At 63.3% G+C, this 19,252-nt stretch carries 15 protein-coding genes and 1 tRNA gene; 9 read left to right on the top strand and 7 right to left on the bottom strand.

Annotated features, from left to right (window positions below; genetic code table 11):
* Window positions 1-29 precede the first annotated feature (29 nt).
* Both AB0O58_RS09295 and AB0O58_RS09290 read left to right on the top strand, forming a co-directional pair.
* A tRNA-Leu gene (locus AB0O58_RS09295) sits at window positions 30-103 on the top strand.
* Window positions 104-1,220: 1,117 nt separating this feature from the next.
* Complete coding sequence (locus tag AB0O58_RS09290; RefSeq protein ID WP_366238134.1) at window positions 1,221-2,495, top strand: DUF4010 domain-containing protein; 1,275 nt, start codon at window positions 1,221-1,223, stop codon at window positions 2,493-2,495.
* A gap of 205 nt (window positions 2,496-2,700) precedes the next feature.
* On the opposite strand, the gene AB0O58_RS09285 is transcribed toward AB0O58_RS09290, so the two are convergent.
* Both AB0O58_RS09285 and AB0O58_RS09280 read right to left on the bottom strand, forming a co-directional pair.
* Window positions 2,701-3,021 carry a hypothetical protein gene (locus AB0O58_RS09285; RefSeq protein WP_230593555.1) on the bottom strand — a complete coding sequence of 107 codons (321 nt, stop codon included), beginning with the start codon at window positions 3,019-3,021 and terminating at the stop codon, window positions 2,701-2,703.
* 248 nt (window positions 3,022-3,269) lie between these two features.
* Window positions 3,270-4,199: a universal stress protein gene (locus AB0O58_RS09280; protein WP_366238133.1), complete on the bottom strand. Its 930-nt coding sequence runs from the start codon at window positions 4,197-4,199 to the stop codon at window positions 3,270-3,272.
* Between the two features lie 252 nt (window positions 4,200-4,451).
* On the opposite strand from AB0O58_RS09280, the gene AB0O58_RS09275 reads away from it, so the two are divergent.
* From AB0O58_RS09275 to AB0O58_RS09255, 5 genes are all read left to right on the top strand, one after another.
* A complete protein-coding gene (locus tag AB0O58_RS09275) occupies window positions 4,452-5,336 on the top strand; it encodes a universal stress protein (protein ID WP_366238132.1) in 885 nt (294 codons plus the stop codon).
* Window positions 5,337-5,392: 56 nt separating this feature from the next.
* Window positions 5,393-5,659 carry a DUF1876 domain-containing protein gene (locus AB0O58_RS09270; RefSeq protein WP_206498299.1) on the top strand — a complete coding sequence of 89 codons (267 nt, stop codon included), beginning with the start codon at window positions 5,393-5,395 and terminating at the stop codon, window positions 5,657-5,659.
* Entirely contained in the window at window positions 5,656-5,952 is a 297-nt protein-coding gene (locus tag AB0O58_RS09265; protein ID WP_308051278.1) for a PLD nuclease N-terminal domain-containing protein, read from the top strand. Before AB0O58_RS09270 ends, AB0O58_RS09265 begins: the two co-directional genes overlap by 4 nt.
* Before the next feature lie 296 nt (window positions 5,953-6,248).
* Window positions 6,249-6,689 (top strand): Rrf2 family transcriptional regulator, encoded by a 441-nt coding sequence (locus AB0O58_RS09260; protein WP_027496129.1) that lies wholly within the window; start codon window positions 6,249-6,251, stop codon window positions 6,687-6,689.
* Window positions 6,690-6,730: 41 nt separating this feature from the next.
* Window positions 6,731-7,975 (top strand): globin domain-containing protein, encoded by a 1,245-nt coding sequence (locus AB0O58_RS09255; protein WP_032373005.1) that lies wholly within the window; start codon window positions 6,731-6,733, stop codon window positions 7,973-7,975.
* A 31-nt stretch (window positions 7,976-8,006) separates the two neighbouring features.
* Here the strand turns inward: AB0O58_RS09255 and AB0O58_RS09250 are convergent, their stop codons facing one another.
* Entirely contained in the window at window positions 8,007-8,150 is a 144-nt protein-coding gene (locus AB0O58_RS09250) for a hypothetical protein (protein ID WP_155289472.1), read from the bottom strand.
* Window positions 8,151-8,361: 211 nt separating this feature from the next.
* Here AB0O58_RS09250 and AB0O58_RS09245 point away from each other — a divergent pair, with 211 nt between their 5' ends.
* Window positions 8,362-9,225 carry a MerR family transcriptional regulator gene (locus tag AB0O58_RS09245; RefSeq protein ID WP_206498296.1) on the top strand — a complete coding sequence of 288 codons (864 nt, stop codon included), beginning with the start codon at window positions 8,362-8,364 and terminating at the stop codon, window positions 9,223-9,225.
* A gap of 347 nt (window positions 9,226-9,572) precedes the next feature.
* A complete protein-coding gene (locus tag AB0O58_RS09240; protein ID WP_206498295.1) occupies window positions 9,573-12,005 on the top strand; it encodes an excinuclease ABC subunit UvrA in 2,433 nt (810 codons plus the stop codon).
* A gap of 27 nt (window positions 12,006-12,032) precedes the next feature.
* Here AB0O58_RS09240 and AB0O58_RS09235 read toward each other — a convergent pair whose 3' ends face one another.
* The 4 genes from AB0O58_RS09235 to AB0O58_RS09220 all read right to left on the bottom strand — a co-directional run bounded on the left by AB0O58_RS09235 (window position 12,033) and on the right by AB0O58_RS09220 (window position 19,233).
* Window positions 12,033-13,196: an epoxide hydrolase family protein gene (locus AB0O58_RS09235; RefSeq protein WP_094650388.1), complete on the bottom strand. Its 1,164-nt coding sequence runs from the start codon at window positions 13,194-13,196 to the stop codon at window positions 12,033-12,035.
* A 383-nt stretch (window positions 13,197-13,579) separates the two neighbouring features.
* Complete coding sequence (locus AB0O58_RS09230) at window positions 13,580-15,133, bottom strand: APC family permease (RefSeq protein WP_366238163.1); 1,554 nt, start codon at window positions 15,131-15,133, stop codon at window positions 13,580-13,582.
* A gap of 23 nt (window positions 15,134-15,156) precedes the next feature.
* The gene (locus AB0O58_RS09225; RefSeq protein ID WP_032383907.1) at window positions 15,157-16,041 is read right to left on the bottom strand and encodes a universal stress protein; all 885 of its coding nucleotides are present in this window, start codon (window positions 16,039-16,041) and stop codon (window positions 15,157-15,159) included.
* Between the two features lie 78 nt (window positions 16,042-16,119).
* Window positions 16,120-19,233: an NAD-glutamate dehydrogenase domain-containing protein gene (locus AB0O58_RS09220; protein ID WP_052061682.1), complete on the bottom strand. Its 3,114-nt coding sequence runs from the start codon at window positions 19,231-19,233 to the stop codon at window positions 16,120-16,122.
* Window positions 19,234-19,252: the final 19 nt, after the last annotated feature.

Genomic DNA, 19,252 nt, shown 5'->3' with positions numbered 1-19,252 from the left:
GTCACCGCTGGAGCGAGAGGCCAGCGGTGGCCCCTATAGCCCAATTGGCAGAGGCAGCGGACTTAAAATCCGCACAGTGTCGGTTCGAGTCCGACTGGGGGCACCGAAGTCCATATGGATCCAGATTTCTGGACCAGGACAGCGGTTTTCGGGTGGTAGCGTGGACTTCGGCGGCCCGCCACGGATCTGAGTGGACTACTGAGGCAGCGGATTTCAGATCCGCGCGGGATCCTTCTTCATCACCGCCGTATCTTCGCATTCGTGCAGCTCAGGGCTGGTTTATGTGTTCAATCGTCGTCTTCGCGTGGGGCTCGATGTCACGAGGCTGTCACAACTTGATATGACTGACCTCGTCGATACCCGCGACATCTCGGGTCCGGTCATAAAACGGTTGTGCTTAAACAGGTTTCGCGTGCATGTCGGCCTAAGCGCCCGAGAGCTACGCCCCGACGGAACAATCTCCGAAGTCGCCCACGTAAATTGCATTTTGCGCATCGTCTCGTCCGGAACGCCAGTCCAGCACGGCCTCATGTTGCAGCCACGTCGGCGACCTGCTCCGAGTTGCCCGTTACAGACTTCCGACCAGCCCGAGCATCTACTGCAACGGTTGCCGCAACCATCCCCGCGGACGGCCGGTCGGTGGCTGTCGAGCCGTACATTCCGCCCGCCGTCGCGAAGCGGATCGCGGGCACCGTGCAATTGCCCGAGACATCACGCTTCCAATCGAGTGGGAGCGCGATGGCACCGCTTTGGAGCAGCTCCGCGTGATCGAGTGCGCCCACCAACGACTACGAGATGTAGCCCAGTAGCAGTGAGATGACGCCGACGGCGAACGGGGAGCTCGGAATGGTTATTCCGGTCGGCAGGTTCTCACCGCTGAGCACGGCCGGATCGGTGCGGGCTATCTCGGATTCGGATCCCGTTCGAAGTCCGAGTGGAGCGGACAGAACACGGTACAGATGGTGCTCTCTACCAATCGTTCGGTGATGTCGGAACGTTGACGGATCGCACCTCGGGCGATGACGTGAGTCATACGCGTGAGGGACTTTCCGCCCTGTCTCTTCCACTGTGTAGTTGCGGACAATGGGATCGTGACCTACTGCGGCGCTGAGAGCTGACGTCGTGACCGGCCGTGGATGCGAATTCGATCCGACCGCGGGATCCGCCGACGACTCGAGCGTCAGAAGGTGCGCGGTGCGGCAAATCCGTTCCGGTAGTGCATGATCGGTGAAACAGTCGTGAGCTGGATGGACGTCGAACCCTTCCTGGTGGCGCTCGCCATCGGACTGCTGCTCGGGTTCGAGCGTGAACGCAGCCATATCCGCACGCTCCCGGCCGGGTCGCGTTCGTTCGCGCTGCTGTCTCTTGCTGGAGCCGTCGCCGCCGGCTTCGACATCTGGGCAGTCTCAGCCGGCATCGTCGTCGTGGGGCTGCTCATGGCGCTTGCCTATCTCCGCACCAGCGAGCAGGACGCAGGGACTACTACCGAGATAGCCGCGTTGGTGGCCTATCTGCTCGGCGCCCTCGCCTATACCGACCCGTCGGTAGCCGTCGCCCTTGCCGTGATCGTGGCCGGACTGCTGATGTCGAAGTCTCGCATTCATCGCTTCGCCCGTCAGATGGTCAGCGAGATCGAACTCGAAGACGCCATCAAGTTCCTCGGGGCGGCATTTGTCATCCTGCCGTTGTTACCTGATCGCGAAATCGGACCCTACGGCGTGCTCAACCCGGCCAAGGTATGGCTCCTCGTCGTTCTGCTCACCGGTATCGGGTGGATCGGATACATCGGCGTCCGGACGCTTGGGCCACAGCGCGGTCTGCTCGTCACGGGTCTGGCCGGCGGATTCGTATCCGCAAGTGCGACAACTGCGTCGATGGGCCGGCTGAGCCGGACGGCCGATGAGATGCGGGCACCGCTCGCCGGGGCGCTCGTTGCCAGCCTTGCCACCTTCATACAGTTGCTCGTCGTCATCGGTTTCGTCGAGCCAGACGTTCTTCGGCGACTGTGGCCCCCGGTGGTTGCGGGTGCCATGGTGCTCGTTGTAGTCGCTGCCATCGTCTACCGCGGTGCCTCAGTGGCTCCCCGAGACGCTGAGGTGATAAGCGTAGGCGTCGAGCCGAATACCGCGGCGCGGCCGTTTTCGTTGCGGCCGGCACTCGTGTTGGCTGCTGTTCTCGTCTTCGCCCTCTTCGTCGGCCGATGGGGTGCTGACGTTCTGGGTTCGCGGGGAGCGGTGCTCGCCGCAGCTGCGGCGGGTCTCGCCGATGCTCACGCCGGTGCTCTCGGGGCGGCGAGCCTGGCTGCGAAAGGCACCATCACGGTCGACAGCGCGCTGCAGGCAATCGCCGCTGCGCTCGGATCGAATCTGCTGGTCAAGAGCGTGCTGGCCTTCACTTCAGGTGGGCATCGCTTCGGTCTCGGGTTTCTTGCGGCCATGGCTTTGCCGACCGTCGTCTTCGCCGTCGTCATGACGTTCGTGGTGACGATGGGGTGAACTGCAGCGGACCTTTCCGCTCGTCGGTTTCGAGCGCAGAGGCGTCGATGCTCGACGTTTCGTAGCTCAGCACGTAGCTCGACTGAGCCCGCGCGCGGGCGGAGGTGAGGTGCGCTCGTACGAAAGCGACCAGGGATCGATCGTGTTCTCGTGCAGCCGCAAGCCGCGTCCTCGATCTCTCGGCAGAGTTTGTGAAGGCACCGAGTCATGCCCGGTGCCACTGTTCCTGTGGCGGAATGGATCCCCAGATTCGGGGCACTGGGAACGTGTCGCTGAAATACACGGATTTCTCGTCGACGACACCGACAAAGCGCATGTAGGCGTTTCCCGATTGACTTGCCAGCGTTGCCAGCAAGGCCATCCACCAGTGTCGTGCTCCCACCTCCTCCACACGGACCACCAAGTTCGGCGACCCCTCGTCGAACTGTTCGATGGCGGCGCACGCCGTGTTGTTGGTGGTCTGAGGATACGGAGAGCAGTCGGGCAGGGTGCGGTCGACGATTGCCTGGACCTTCGATGTTTTCATGCCTTCTCCGTTTCGTTCCGGTTCGGTAAGCGACCCTATCGATCACGCGGTACCCGGTGCTGTCGTCGAACGTCCCCACTCGGAGGGGCCGAGGTCCTCGATCGCCGTGTTTGGCACCGATCCATGAACTTCCTCGGTCGTAGATGGCGAAAGCCTTTGTGTCGTAGTCGCGTTCTCGGTGAAGGTCAACACGTCCGCGCGTTGCTCCTCGGGCAGAGCCGGTATTTCGGCGTGCTGCCACAGGGCCGTTACTGCAGTTTGCCTTTGCATGCAGGGACGATGACGACCGGTATATCGGCTCGATGGAGTACCGCACGGCTGGTCGATCCGCCGAACAGCGGTGAGATCGCACCACGGCTCCTGGCCCCGAGCACGATGAGTTGCGCGTGGGATTGGGATGCGTACTCGAGGAGCGCATGTGACGGTCGGTCGTGTGCAGCGTGAGCCGTGACTTCGACGTCGGGATACTTCTCGGACCACGAGGCAACGAGGTGATCGATCCACCGCTGTGGAGCAGAATCGCCACGCATGCGGGGCCCCAGGTCGATGGAGCGGGCGAACCCGGTTCGCGGTTGCAAGGACTCGTACGCATGCACGGCAAGCAAGGGGACGCCGAGTCGTGATGCCTGATCGAAGGCAACGTCGAGTACTGCATCGTCGTTGGACGAACAGTCGACGCCCACCACCGTGGGGCCGGTGGCGGACTCTGCTGCTGTTCCTGTGAAACTCTGCGGGACAACAGCAATGGGACATCGTGCGTGAGTGGCGACATCGGTACTGACCGAGCCCAGTACTGCACGCGCTACGGATCCCTTTCGACGAGAACCCAGCACGAGTATCCGAGCTGTGTCCGAGTACCCGTTCAATACCTCGTTGGGTGGGCCGGGATCCAGCACGGTCTCCACATCGGCGTCGTCGCCCAGGATCGACAGCGTTATGACGCGGGCGGCGGCCAGCGCGGACCGCGCGCGAGCACGCGCACCCGACGCGGTGCCACTGTTCGAGTCCAGTGCTGCGGTGCGCGTGATGTCCAGATCGACACCGGCATAGACGAGTAACAGTGTGGTGTCTCGGCCGACTACGTCGGTGGCAGCCCAACGGACAGCGTTCAGAGCCGACACGGAGCCGTCGACGCCGACAACCGTGAGATTCTTTCGATGGTCGATCGCAGTGGTCATGCATCGATCCTCTGGGGTCGGGTCGAACCGGACCAGAGGCTTCGGACCTGTCGCACGGTGCCGAAGTCCTCGAATTCGGCACGACGGTCCGCACCGCTCGCCGGGTCGATCGAAGGTCCTGACAATCGGGGACGTAATACCCTGGGTTGCCCGATCCACCTGGGATGCAATGGGACTGCGTACCGATGAGTCCGCACGGAGTGGCCGAAAATCCTGTCGGACATTCGCCCATCGCAGATCGGAGTGGACACCATGGTTCTGGCCAATCGTCAGCGAGTCGTCGTCGGAGTGGACGGTTCGGAGAGCAGTGACGCTGCAGCACGGTGGGCGGCGGAGATGGCGGCCCGATTGCATTCCCCGCTGCACATCGTGAGCGCGGTCCGAGAGCCCACGTTCTACATGGCCGAGGAGGCCATTGCCGTGCCCGTCGAGGTGTGGAATCAGCAGAAGGAGAACGCCCGGAAGATCGTCGACGACCTGTCCGAGTCTTTGGTCGGTATCCATCCCGACCTTGCTGTGAGTACCGAAGTCGTCGTCATGTCTGCCGCCGCATTGCTGAGAGAGTGCTCACATACGGCGCGACTGGTGGTGGTGGGAAATTTGGGCTCCGGTGCCGTCAGTTCGTTCTTGCTGGGAAGTACGGCAAAAGCAGTCGCTCACAATGCGGACTGCCCGGTCGTCGTATGGCGGGAGGGCCGCTCGACGTTCGACGCGCCTGTCGTCGTCGGAGTCGACGGTAGCGCTGCGAGTGAGTCCGCCGTCGGACACGCATTCGAGGTGGCGTCGGCGTTGGGTGTTGCGCTCGTTGCCGTTCACTCCTGGAGCCCTGCTTCCAAAGCCGGCGGAGTCGCACTTCCGTATTTCGTCGACTGGCCGGCCTATGAACGGGAGGAGGCAGCACTCCTGTCCGAGAGCTTGGCCGGATGGGCCGAGAAATACCCGGATGTGCAGATCAATCGCGAACTGCGCCAGGGGAATGCTTCGCACACACTCGTGGATCTCTCCGCGCAGTCGCAGCTCGCCATCGTGGGCAGCCACGGACGCGGATCGATCGCCTCGCTGGTGCTGGGGTCTACCGGTGCCAATCTTGTTCACCACGCGCACTGTCCCGTCATGATCTGCCGCGACGGACGATGACCGGGCCCGTGACGAAACAGAGCACCTATGAAGCCCCGTCGAGAAAGGCCCATGTCATGGAAGAACACACTTGGTCGGTCGAAATCACCATCGACGAACACGACGACAAGACACGTGCCCTGGCGCGGTTGCATACTCGCGACGACACGAAGCTCACCGGTGTATGGCTGGCGCGAAAGAGCCCCGAGGACCCGATGGTCCCCGAGATAGGCGACGAGCTTGCCGTCGCACGAGCACTGTCGGATCTCGCTCATCAGCTGCTCGAATGCAGTGCGCAAGACCTGGAACAGGTTGTCCACGAACCTGTCCGAGTGCGGCTGTGAACGCACCACGCGATCCATCGTGGCTGTCTGCAGGTGCGCAGGAGAACGATGCACGATGTGAGAAAGTCGAAGCCGAAGCCGAGGAAGGCATAAGCGAACGCCGCCGCCGCGGCATCGTCGTTCTCGGCACTGTTCAGGTGGCAATGGCTTTGGCCGCTTGGCTCGATCTTGCGCGACGTAGTAGCGGGCAGGTTAGTGGCAGCAAGCGGCTGTGGGCCGCGGTCATATGCGTCAACTTCTTCGGTCCGATCGCATACTTCTTCTTCGGCCGGCGAGCGGATCCGCTCCAATAAGCGCCGCCGCTGTAGCTGAGCCACGTCCGACCGATCGACTTGCTGGTGCCAGTACGGTCACGCCTGCCCCGATGACGGCGGGCAGTGCGAAGGCCGAGTGCCGAGCCTCACGGCATCAACCTGTGGGCCGGTGCCGGGCACCGCAGCGCTTCCGCTGACCCGGCAGCGCGAATTATCGAAGAATTGGCCTCGGAGTTGTGAGGAATGTCCAGGTGTAAAAACCGCACGGATCGTGGTGTTTGAACCCACGCTCCAAAACCCGCATCGGGTGTACGGGATTGAGTACCGTCGTAGACATGCAACTGACTCGCTTCAGCGATCTGGCCCTACGGGCGATGATGTTGCTGGCAGCCGCCGGCCCGGACGGTCCCCGGATGACCACTGGAGCCATTGCAGTTCGAGTCAACGCGTCCGAACACCATGTTGCGAAAGCGATTACACGCTTGGTCGGATTGGGCTGCGTTCGTGCGCAGCGCGGCCGCACCGGCGGGCTCTTCCTCACCGACACGGGCCGATCGATATCGGTGGGCCACCTGATCCGTCAGCTCGAAGGCGATCGCGAAGTTGTCGAGTGCGTAGGGGACCGGCCCTGCCCACTTCTTGCCGCCTGCCGATTGCGGCATGCCTTGGCCGTCGCCAAGGAAGCGTTCTATGGCGAACTCGACCGCTACACGATCGACGATCTAGCCGCGTCCCCGACCATTCCACTCGCAATGGTCGCTTTTCCCTCACCCTGACCTGCCATTTCGATTTCGGTGGTCCATTGGAAGGAATACCTATGTCCACGTTCGGTCCCCTCACTGTCGATCACGAGCTCCAACCCGATCACGTCGACGTGGTCAGAGCGACGTTGCCGTTGGTGGGTGCCAATATCGACGCCATCACAACAAACTTCTATGCGCGCATGTTCGCCGCACGACCGGAGCTGCTGCGAAATCTGTTCAACCGCGGGAATCAGGCACAGGGAGCGCAGCAACGAGCTCTGGCCGCGTCGATCGCGACGTACGCCACCCATCTGGTGGACCCGACGCTGCCGCACCCGGACGAAATGCTGTCCCGGATCGGACACAAGCACGCATCTCTCGGAATTACCGCCGACCAGTACTCGATCGTGTACGAGCACCTCTTCGCTGCGATCGTCGACGTACTCGGTGCCGAGACAGTGTCGACCGAAGTCGCCGAAGCCTGGGACCGGGTGTATTGGATGATGGCCGACACTCTCGTCGATCTCGAGAACCGCCTTTACGAGAGCGCGGGAGTGGTTGCGGGACAGGTCTTTCACCGCGGAATCGTCACTACGCGCACCGAAGATCCGTCCGGGGTAGTGGTGATCGGTGTGACCGGCGACTGGCCCGAGCTTCGCAAGGAGCACCCGGGTGGGTACGTCTCGGTCGGAGTGACTCTGCCCGACGGCGCGCGACAGATCCGCCAGTACAGCCTCATCTCCGGCAGTGACACAGGCGAATTGACGTTCGCCGTCAAGCCTGTCGTCGCCAGCGGTGGCTGCCCGGCAGGCGAAGTGTCGAACTGGATCTCGAGCACGCTACGCCCGGGAGACCTCATCGACATCAGCATCCCGTTCGGTGATCTGCCGACAGCCGACATCTCTGCGGGGTCCGCCGTATTGATCTCGGCCGGCATCGGCATCACGCCGATGAACGGGATTCTCGAACATCTCGCTCTGTCGGGTACGCAATCCGAGGTGTTGGTTGTCCACGCAGACCGTAGCCCCGCCGACCATCCGCTTCGGGCCCGTCAGCGACAACTGGTCGACGCCTTGCCGAACGCCGTCCTCGAACTCTGGTACGAGGAGCCCGGCGATGTGGCCGATGCACACCATGGGCGGTTGGATCTCACTCTTGTCGAAATTCCTCAGGGTGCGACGTTCTTCGTCTGCGGCGGTGGCGGTTTCGTGCGGGCCGTCACATCGCAACTCGTCGACTGTGGGGTCGACAAGTCGCGTGTCCATTGCGAATTGTTCGCCCCGGACGAGTGGTTGCTCGGCGCAAGCGTCGGCCGGTAGTCGCGCCGGCGAGCAGAGCTGCCTTCTGTCGTCAGATGGAAACGCCGTGGCGGCGATCTCCGAGAACGCGCTCGGCCACAAGAGCTTCCATAGCGGCCGAGAAGGGCTCATGTCTGCCCTCCGTGACGACAACATCGCCTGTGTGATCCGAGTCGTTGTTTGTGGTCGAAGTCATTGTCAGGCATCTCCATCTCGTTCGGTGTCCTTCACAGGATCGACGACGATGGACAGATACGCAAGAAAGTTTGCTGTTCTGGCAACGGTGGAGGGCGATTTCAGACTTCGGTGCGGTGTTGCCCGACGCGCGAAATCAGGTAGGGAGTTGCACCTTCCGTAGGGTCATGTGGTGCAGTGAGCGTATTCCGCCCAATGAGGAAGGCTCGCACATGTTCTCGTCCTTCATCCCGCCGCGCCAAGTCACGATCGGGGGTGCCGCGGCGTTCGTCGGCACCACGCCGCGAGCGATCCGTCACTACCACCAGATCGGCCTGATCCCGGAGCCCGAGCGGGGGAGCGACGACCGCCGCCGCTATGGCTACGACGAGATGATCCGGCTGTTGTGGATCCGCCGGATGGCCGAGGCCGGCATTGCTCTCGACGATATCCGCGACGCCTTGGCGGATGCGCCCGGTACCGCCGACAGCGACATCGCGCGCATCCTTGATCGGCTCGAAGGGTCCCTCGTTGCCAGGCAGGCCGAACTCGAGCAGCAACGGAAAGCTGTGCAGCGCATGCGAGCTCGGGGGAGCAGGTTGGGCCTGCTCTCCGATGTCGTGGGCGACCGCCTCGCAGGCCTGCGCGAGGGGGCCCTGCGCCAGGACGACCTGGACACCCTGCTCGTGACCGAGCGGATCTTCGGCGAGCTCGGCGCGTCCGTCCAGGCGTCGCGGTTCATCGCCCTGGCCGCCCGCCCGGACCTGCGGGAGGCTTCTGACCGAGTCGACGCCGCCGAAGAGGCGCTCGACGACACGGTAGCCGTCGACGACCCTCGCGTGGCAGAGGTGGCTGCGGAACGGCACGCCTTCGAGACCGCACTTCGCACGGTCATCGACAGCTCCGGCCTGGCGCAAGCAGACGACGGCCGATTCGACGCGTGGGACGAGTTGCACCCCCCGCCCGCCGACGCCGGTTCGGCGTGCGGGTCGACAAGCCTTGCCGAGACCGTCCGGATGATGCCCTACGACTTTTCCCCTGCACGACTGCGATGCATGGAACTGGCCCTGGAACTCGACGGATCCGGCACGACATGAGTCTCCGGAGTGTCGGGTCGAGTTCGATCCGGGGCACAGTCCCTGCTCAGGTCGGAGCTTGGCCAGAATGTGCTGGACTTTGGCTGCTGCCGTAGGCATTACGTGGTGCCTCGCGCACCGTCAAGTAGCGAGGGCTTCGACGCAGCGCGTCCCGCCGATGGCTCGCGGGTCGACAACGCGTGTGCCGCGAACTGTCGGTGTGCCGAGCAGTTCTATACAGGCACTGTGTGCGGTCACAAGTGAAATGAAAACACAGTCCCTTGCCATTGATTTGCAAAACAATTGCACTGCGGAACTAACGTCCAGAATATCGTTCTGATCCGATAGGGACCAGTTAGGCTCGGTCGGTGACGGACTCAACGTGGGACGGGTATGTCCGAGTGCGCGGTGCTACCGAGCACAACCTGGCAGCGGTCGATGTCGACATACCCCGCAATGCCTTCGTCGCGTTCACAGGGGTCTCGGGGTCCGGGAAGTCGTCACTGGCTTTCAGCACGTTGTACGCCGAAGCGCAGCGACGCTACTTCGAGTCTGTTGCCCCCTACGCGCGGCGACTGCTTCAGCAGGTGGGCGCACCCCATGTCGCCTCCATCACCGGCCTTCCACCGGCCGTTGCGTTGCAGCAACGCCGGGGTTCGCCCAGTTCACGCTCGAGCGTCGGCACCATCACCACGATGTCCAACCTGCTGCGCATGCTGTATTCGCGGGCCGGTACCTATCCTGACGGTGTTCCGCTGCTCGCGGCCGAAGCGTTCTCACCGAATACCGTCGCCGGTGCCTGCCCACGATGCGGTGGGTTGGGCGACTTCCACGATGTGACAACGGAACTGCTCGTTCCCGACCCCTCTTTGAGCATTCGGGAGGGAGCGATCGCGGCGTGGCCGGGCGCCTGGCAGGGCGCGAATCTGCGCAGCATCGTCAGCGGCATGGGTATCGACATCGACGCGCCGTGGCGCACGCTGAAGAAGAAGGACCGAGACTGGCTTCTGTTCACCGAGGAGCACCCCAAGGTGTTCATCGAGCCCGAAGAAGGCCGCGTCGACCACAGTTACGAGGGCAAGTTCTGGAGCGCCCGGAGTCACGTGATGCACGTTCTGGCGGACTCGAACAGCGAGCGCATGCGGGACCGCGCGCTGCAGTTCACCGAAACCGTCCGCTGCCCGAAGTGCTCCGGCAGTGGACTGCGCGAAGATGCGCTGGACGTCACCATCGCCGGCCACTCGATCGCCGAGATCAATGCGCTATCGCTGACAGAACTTGCCGCAGTACTGCGCCCGGTATCCGAACAGTCGGGGGAGGCCGCTGAAGTGGCGGTGCGCATCACCGCCGACCTGCTGGCCAGAATCGACGTGTTGCTCGAGTTGGGTTTGGGCTATCTGGCGCTCGGGCGAAACTCGACGACTCTGTCGCCTGGCGAGACGCAGCGGTTGCGGATCGCCACTCAGCTCCGTTCCGGTCTCTTCGGGGTGGTGTACGTGTTGGACGAACCCTCCGCGGGGCTGCATCCCGCGGATGCCGAGCCACTGCTCGACGTTCTGGACCAGCTGAAGGCGTCGGGCAACTCTCTTTTCGTCGTCGAACATGACATGGATGTGGTCCGCCGTGCCGACTGGGTGGTCGATATCGGGCCCGCGGCGGGCGAGGGCGGCGGCCGGGTTCTGTACAGCGGCCCCGTCTACGGCTTGGAAGAGATCGAGGAGTCGGTAACCAGCAAGCATCTCTTCGGGCGAGGGGAATCTCTGCAGCGTGAGCCGCGGCCCACCGACGGATGGCTGACTCTGACCGGAGTAACCCGGCACAATCTGCGCGAGTTGACGGCGAAGTTCCCACACGGGGTGCTGACGGCGGTGACGGGTGTGTCGGGTTCGGGGAAGTCGACGCTCGTCAGCCAGGTCTTGTTCGAGGTGGCGCGCCACCGCCTCGAGACCGCGGCAGACGAGGACGATGACGCGCAGATCGAAGTCGACGTGGCCGAGGTCTCCGGAATCGAGACGTTCACCCGACTGGTCCGGGTGGATCAGCGTCCCATCGGCCGCACTCCACGATCGACACTGGCCACCTACGTCGGAATGTTCGACATCGTCCGCAAACTGTTTGCCGCCACCGATGAGGCCAAGGCTCGAGGATGGGCACCCGGACGGTTCTCCTTCAACGTCGCCGACGGACGATGCCCCACGTGCCAGGGCGACGGTTTCGTCGAGGTGGAGCTGTTGTTCCTTCCCGGCACCTATGGCCCGTGCCCCACCTGCCACGGTGCCCGGTTCACCCCGGAAACTCTCGAAATCACCTGGCGCGACAATACAATTGCCCAGGTATTGGGCATGTCGGTGGACGAGGCTGCGATGTTCTTCGCCGATGTCACGGGAGCATCCCGCAGTCTGGAGACTTTGCGCGATATCGGGCTGGGCTACCTTCGGCTCGGTCAACCCGCGACCGAGTTGAGCGGCGGAGAAGCGCAGCGCATCAAAATTGCCACCGAATTGCAGCGCACTCGCCGCGGCACTGCCCTCTACCTACTGGACGAACCGACAGCAGGGCTGCACCCCTCCGATGTCGCCCTGCTCATGCGTCAATTGCACCTGCTCGTCGACGCGGGCAACACCGTGGTGATGGTCGAACACGACCTGGATGCCGTAGCCTCCGCAGACTGGGTCATCGACCTCGGTCCCGGCGGCGGCGACAACGGGGGCACCGTGGTCGCCACCGGCACTCCCGCCGAAGTGGCGGTGTCCCCGAACAGCAGAACGGGATCATATCTGGCCCGCCGACTCCAATCCTGAACTGGCGCTTCATCTTGCAGGGGCGCTCTACGCAAGTGCTGCACGATACGGTCGGAAGAAGTCGCGCAATTCTTGCGCGTACAGCTCGGGCTCCACGAACGGCGCGAAGTGCCCACCGCGCGGAAGTTCTTTTACACGAACGACATTCGCGACGCGGTCGAGCCACGCGCGGGGCGGATTCGTGAAGAGGTCACCCGAAAAGAACGAGAACCCTGACGGCACCTCGACGCGGCGGGCGTGCTGCTCCGAGGGAATGGAGGCGTTGGCGTTGTACATACGCATCGACGAGCCGATGGTCTCGGTGAGCCAGTAGAGGGTGACGTTCGTGAGGATCTCGTCCTTGGTGAAATTACGCTCGATGTCACCGTCGCCGTCGGTCCACCCTCGCAGCTTCTCGACGATCCATGCGGCCAACCCGGCCGGGGAGTCGGTCAACCCGACGGCAGCGGTCTGCGGTTTCGTGCGGTGCATCGCAGCGTATGCACCCTCTGTACTGCCCCACGCGGCGGACCTGTCGAGAAAGTCCTGCTCCTGCGGTGACAGTTCGGCGCGGTCGCCGGTGAACACGGGCAGTCCCGCATCCATACGATGGACGGCCACGACAGAGTCGGGGTGATCGAGTGCGAGGTACCGGCTCACGGCGCTGCCGATGTCGCCTCCGGCAGCCCCATAACGGGTGTACCCCAGAATGTGCATCAGCTCGGCCCAAAGACCAGCGACCGCAATCGAATTCAAAGGGGTGCCTGCCGGTGTATCCGAATAGCCGTAGCCCGGCATGTCGGGCACGATGACGTCGAATGCATCGGCGGGGTCGGCACCGTGTGCGCCCGGATCGGTCAGCAGCGACACCACTTTCGAGTAGCGCCAGAACGAGTCCGGCCATCCATGGCTGAGAACCACGGGAAGAACCGGGCCCACAGGTGCCACTGCCCGCGCGTGCACGAAGTGGATGCCCAGATCGCCGACGTCGACCCGGAATCGAGGATGCTTCGACAGGGCAGACTCCTGCGCTCCCCAGTCGAATTCGTCGGACCAGTATTCGACGAGTTCACGAAGGTAACCGACGTCGACACCGAGTGACCACCCAGCATCGGCAGGACTGTCCGGCCACCGTGTTGCGCGAAGTCGTGTTCTCAGGTCATCCAGCGCCGCAGCAATAGTCGTCGAAACGAATGGTTCGGGACGCGTCATGAAGGGGAGTCTACGTCCTGATGTGGCCGCGGTCAGGTGAGTCGGTGGGGGCAAGTGGTCATGTCCGCCGCTGTGCCGGAGCCAGTTTCGTCGCTACAGAGCTTCGGCCACTACCGAACGATTCGATACCGAAGGGGTCGAAGTCCTCGGCCATCCAGCTCGGCGATAGGGGTCAATCGGATGGTCGGTCAGATAAGTTGTCCCGTCGGGAACTTCGTGCCGCATTCGTCGTCGAGCAGCGCCACCGCTGTGCCGGCGGGACGCGGAACCGCAGCTGCCGAGCAATCCCGCCGTCCTCGGCGTCGACGTCGTCGTGCGAACACTCACGGCAGGCTGCGGTACGTCACGAAGCAGTCACGAGCTTCTCGGGCCTCGGCTATCTGCTATCTGCCCGCCAGATCGCTTTCGTCTCGCAACGCGGAGGTGTTGCGGTCGAGGGTTCTGCCCTCGAAGAATGCGGGATGGCGGAACCTCATGACGATCATCAGCACAGCGCCGAGGACCAGGATGCCGAAGCCGAGGAAGAACACGAGTCCGATGCCGCCGATCGAGGCTCCGCTGGCGTTGTCGGGATTCATGCTCTCGCCGAGTGATATGACGAAAACGGCGAGCAGCATGAGGCCACCGAGAAGTGGAAACAGGAAGCGGAAGACGGTGTTACGGACGCTGTCGAACAGCCTGCCGCGGAAATACCAGATGCAGGCAAAAGCCGTGATGCCGTAATACCAGCAGATCATGATGCCCAGGGCCGCGATGGTGTCGATCAGAGTGCGCTCGGACAGGAATGTGACCACTGTGTAGAACCCTGCGGTGATGGCCCCTGCGACGACGGTTGCGTAGGAAGGCACCAGGAAGCGAGGTGACACTTCGGCGAACTTCTTGGGGAAGGCACCGTAGGAACCCATCGCCAGCATCGTTCGCGCAGCCGGAAGGAACGTGGTCTGCAAACTCGCCAGTGAGGACACCAGCACGGCCAGGAACAGCAGCAGCCCGCCCCATTTGCCGAGCACCGGGTCGGCCAGAGAGCCGAAGACGTTCTCGGCGTTGTCCGGGTTACCCAGGCCCAGGCCGTCCTCGCCTACCCCTGCGTACATCATGGCGGCCACCGCGACGAGTAGGTAGGTGAGCAGAATGGTTGCCACGCAGAGCAACCCGGCGCGGCCGGGCGTCGTCTTGGGGTTCTTGGATTCCTCGCCGAGCGTCAGGCACGTATCCCAACCCCAGAAAGCGAAGATGGATCCCGTGAGTCCGATGACGAACGCACCGACGGCCACGCCGGTGAACGGGTTGAACCAGTCCAAGTCGAAAGTGACCTCGCCCGGGGCGTCTCCTGCTCCGACATGAATCAGCGCAACGACGGCGAAGACGACGAGAAGCACCATCTGAAAGCCGACCGTGACGATCTGCAGCTTTTCGCTCGTGGTGATGCCTCTGCTGGCGATCCAGGTGGCCGCTGCGATGAACACCAGCGTCGTACCGACATTGACGAACTTGTTGCCCGGTAAATCGGCGATCGACGGTGTGTCGAACAACTTCGCTATGAACAGATAGAAGAACTGCACCGCGATGGCCGCAAGGTTGGACAACACGATGATCGTCGCAATCACCATGCCCCAACCGCACATCCATCCGACGTAAGGTCCGAATGCTTTGGTCGACCACGTGAACGACGCGCCGCAATCGGGAGACTCGGAGTTCAGCTCGCGGTAGGCATAAGCGGTGAGAAACATCGGAACGAAGCCCGCGATCAGGATTGCCGGCATTTTCAGACCTACGGCCGCGACGATCAGACCGATGCTTGCCGTCAGAGTGTAACCCGGTGCGACAGAGGAGATTCCGAGTATCGCACCCGAGAAGGTGCCGACTGTGCCTGTCGCCAGCCCCTTGGCGCTGACTTCACCGTCAGTGGGCGAGGGCCCGCTTGCGTTCTTGCCCATATTCGAGCCTTCCGTCGACGGATTCATGATTCGAACTCCTGCTTGGGGACGACCACCATGGGAACGGGCAGGACGCGAAGCATCTTCGCGGCCGTCGAACCGAGAAAGAGTCGGCGCGGTTGGGCAAGGCGGCTGGAGCCGACCATGACGAGGTCGCCGTCCTGCCAGTCGAGCGTCCGCACCGCAGACTCGACGGACGATCCGTCCGCGATGGTCACCGATATCGGAAAGTCGTCCGGCAACGTGGATTTCGCTTCGTCCACGAGGGCACGTGCGTGCGCGACGGCACGGTCACGCGCGCTGTCGTAGCTGTCCCGGGCATCGCGAAGATCGTTGCGGGGGTCGAGCGCAACCAGGGACACGAGCCGCAGTGGAGTGTGCATTCTCTCGCAGGTGCGTACCGCCGTCCGCAGCAATACATCCGCTCCCGTCCTGGTTCCGAGTGCGCAGGTCACCTGACGAATCTCCCGAGCGGACGAGTGCCGGGTGCCGCGCGGCGCGAGTGCAAGCGGCACGTGTGCCGAATGCAGCAGTTCGGTCGAGACCGAGCCGACGGAATGCCGTCCGAGCAGGCCGTCTCCGGACGCACCCACGACGATGGCCGAGGCCCCCAGCCGAGCCACCTCGTCCAGCAGTCCCTGGGCGAACGAGTCGTTGAAACTCGCGTGCACGGCGACCTCGATGTCGGACGGCACCAACGATTTCGCCTCGTCGAGCCAGCCTTGCGCTCGTGTGACCAGGACGTCCTCGTAACCGGTTTCGGCGGGGACTCTGGACGCAACGGTGCGGTCCGGCGGTAGAACCATGCAGATGTCGAGTTGAGCACCCAGGCTGCGGGCGAGCTGCACCCCGAGGGTAAGACCGTCCTTACCGCTGGGGGTGGCGAGATAACCGACTATCAAGCGCATGGGGACGGCTCCTTCGTTTCGATCGAACAGGTAGAGGTAGTGCTGAAATGGTCACTCCGCAGGCTTCGCTCCTGCGAATCATCGGCACCGAGACAGGGCGAGCGACAGCTCTGCGCTCACCACGCACACTTGCGAATTGCTCAGCCCTTCCACGCTGTGGAGTTCACCGACCATCTGGGCCAATCGTTCGACGGAATTGGTGTGCACAGACTGCCACGCTGCAACGGCGTCGGTAGCAGATTCGGTGTGTACCGCCTCGGACAGGACCTGTTCGGTCATGTTGTGCCAGTGCTCACGAATCGCATCGACCAGAATCGCGCTTGCCATGGCGTCCCAGTAGTCGGCTCCGCCGGAGGCGACAGAGGAGCGTTCCACCAACCGGTCGAGACCCACGACGCGGCCGAATTCGAGATACGTCTGCGCCACGTGCGCTATCGATCGGTTGAGCGACCGGGTTGTCGTCTCCAATGCGAATGCCTCGGAGAGGAGTAGAAGTGTGTTCTGATCGACGACGAGATCGCCGGTCAACTCCGGCAACGATGCTCGGAGTTCACGTACCGGCCGCGTGAAGTGTTCGATCGTCTCCAGAGGCGTCGCTTGTTCGTCGCGGTTCCGCAACAACCACGACGTGGTCCGCTCGATCAGATCCTGAACACCGAACTGCAAAACCAGCCTGGTGCTCTGCGGGATTCCAGGTAGATCGGCAACGACGTCCCACAGGTGGTCGATGTCGAAAACCTGGCGCACGACGGCATACGCGACCGCGATATCGGCAGTGCTCACGCCCAGCCTTTCCTCCAGCCGGTGAATCATGCCGGGCCCGACGCGGTCGATCATGTGTCCGGTCACGACGACCGCCACGATCTCCCGGGCCAGTGGATGCCTGCGAATGTGGTGGGGAACCAGGACACGGATCGATTCTGGAAAATAGCCGGCGAGTACCCCGTCGAACACCGGGTCGTCCAGTAGGGGAGAGGCGAGCAATTCGGTAGCCACCAGGTTCTTCGACTGCGCCAACAGCACCGCGATCTCGGGCCGAACCAGTCCCTGCCCCAAGCGATGTCGAGCCCGCAACTCGGCAGGCGAGGGAAGAACCGCAGCGACTCGACTGATTCCCGCGTCGCGTTCGAGGTTGTCGATCAACCGTTCGTGCCGGCCCAGCAGGAACGGCGCGTGGGCCTCGGCGAGGCTGATCGCCAGGGTCTGCGATGCAGCCTCTGCAAGCACCGACTCGGCAACCTCGTCCTGAACCTGGGACAGCGCTCTGTTGCGCTCGGTGACGGACAGCTCGCCGTCCGCGACGGCCGCATCCACCGCGATTTTCAGATTCACCTCTCGATCGGAGGTTGCGACGCCCGTGGCGTTGTCGATGAAGTCGGCGTTGACGCAACCCCCGGCAAGGGCGAATTCGATTCGAGCACGCTGCGTGAGGCCGAGATTGCCACCCTCGCCCACCACCCGGGCCTGCAGTTCGGACGCGTCGACGCGAACGGAATCGTTGGCCGGATCGGCGGAGTCGGAGTGCCCCTCGGTCGAGGCCTTGACGTAGGTGCCGATCCCTCCGTTCCACAGTAGATCCACCGGGGCAGTGAGCAGCGCCTCGACGAGTGCGTTGGGGGAGAGGGAGCCGACATCGATTCCGAGTCGTGCCTGCATCTGCGGTGACAGTTCGATGGACTTGACCGAACGGGGCCACACCGCACCGCCCGGCGACAGTGCCCTGGTGTCGTAATCTGCCCAGCTGCTTCCAGCGATCGCTGCCAGCCGTTCCCGTTCGCGGTACGAGACCTCGGGGTCCGGGTTCGGATCGAGCAAGATGTGCCGGTGATCGAACGCGCCGACGAGTCGGATGGCGTGGCTCAGGAGCATGCCATTGCCGAACACATCACCCGACATGTCTCCGATACCGACCACCGTGAACGCATCGGTATCGACGTCGATACCCTTCTCGGCGAAGTGGCGTCGTACCGACAGCCACCCGCCGCGTGCGGTGATTCCCATGGTCTTGTGGTCGTAGCCCGCCGAGCCTCCCGAGGCTAACGCATCCCCGAGCCAGAAGCCTCGGCGGACTGCAATGCTGTTGGCGAGATCGGAGAATCGCGCAGTCCCCTTGTCGGCGGCGACGACGAGATACGGGTCGTCGCCGTCGCGGATCACCGTGCGCGTCGGATGCACCACCACCCCGCCGTCGACGACGTTGTCGGTGACATCGAGCAGTGCCTCGATGAAATCGGTGTAGGCGTTGCGGACACCTTCGGGAGTCGTCTCCGTTCGAACCACGAAAGCGCCTTTGGCACCCATCGGCACGATCGGTGAATTCTTGACGTGTTGCGTCTTCATCAGATCGAGTACTTCGGTGCGGAAATCGTCGTGCCGGTCCGAATGACGCAGGCCCCCGCGAGATATCGCACCGCTCCGAACGTGACTCCCCTCGACGATCGGCGAGTGCACGAAGATTTCGCGGTACGGGGTGACGGCCGCAGAGAGGGACAATCGTGCCGGGTCGATCTTGAACGCTGCGGGTGGGGCGCCTACCGTGCGGTCGTGCTGAAACCAATTGGTGCGCAACACTGCCGAGAGGAAAGAACGCAGTCCTCGTAACAAGCGATCCTCGTCGAGTGCCGAGGTGCGCTCGACAGCGGTGTCGAGAATGCCCTCGGCGGCAGCCGACAGCCTGTCGCGGTCGGTCACGTCGGGATCGAATCGTGCATGGAAGAGTGCGCAGAATCCTCGGACGAAGTCGCTGTGCCGCAGCAGTATCGAGACCACAGTGGGTTCGGACAGCTCCAGCCCTACCTGGCTGAGATAGCGGGCTGCGGCGCGAACGAGAACGGCGTCGGTGAACGGGATGGACGCCGATGCGATGAGGCGAGTGAAGCCATCGACCTCGAGATCGCCCGATGCGGCGGCCTCGAATGCAGCCCGCAGCAGGTTCGGAGTTGCTGCGGACCAATCGATTTCATCGGTACTGAAACCGAATCTGTGAACGAAGGCGTCGCTGTCGTCGCCCGAGGGCAACAACTCGTGGTTCGCCACACGCAGCCCGAGATCGGCGAACAATGCGACCAGATCGGCGAGAAGTGGAGCGCGACGCTGCCACTCCAGGATGGCAACGGGCATCTGTTGGTCCGCAGTGTCGATGAACCGCAGCCGCACACCGCTGTCCTCCCGGACTGCACCGGCACTGCTCATTTGTTTCTCCTGACCATGC

It is taken from the genome of Rhodococcus sp. NPDC080181 (assembly GCF_040702225.1).
GTDB lineage: Bacteria > Actinomycetota > Actinomycetes > Mycobacteriales > Mycobacteriaceae > Rhodococcoides > Rhodococcoides fascians.
The sequence above is the reverse complement of the archived record's forward strand: the minus strand, read 5'-3'. Positions and strand labels throughout refer to the sequence as shown.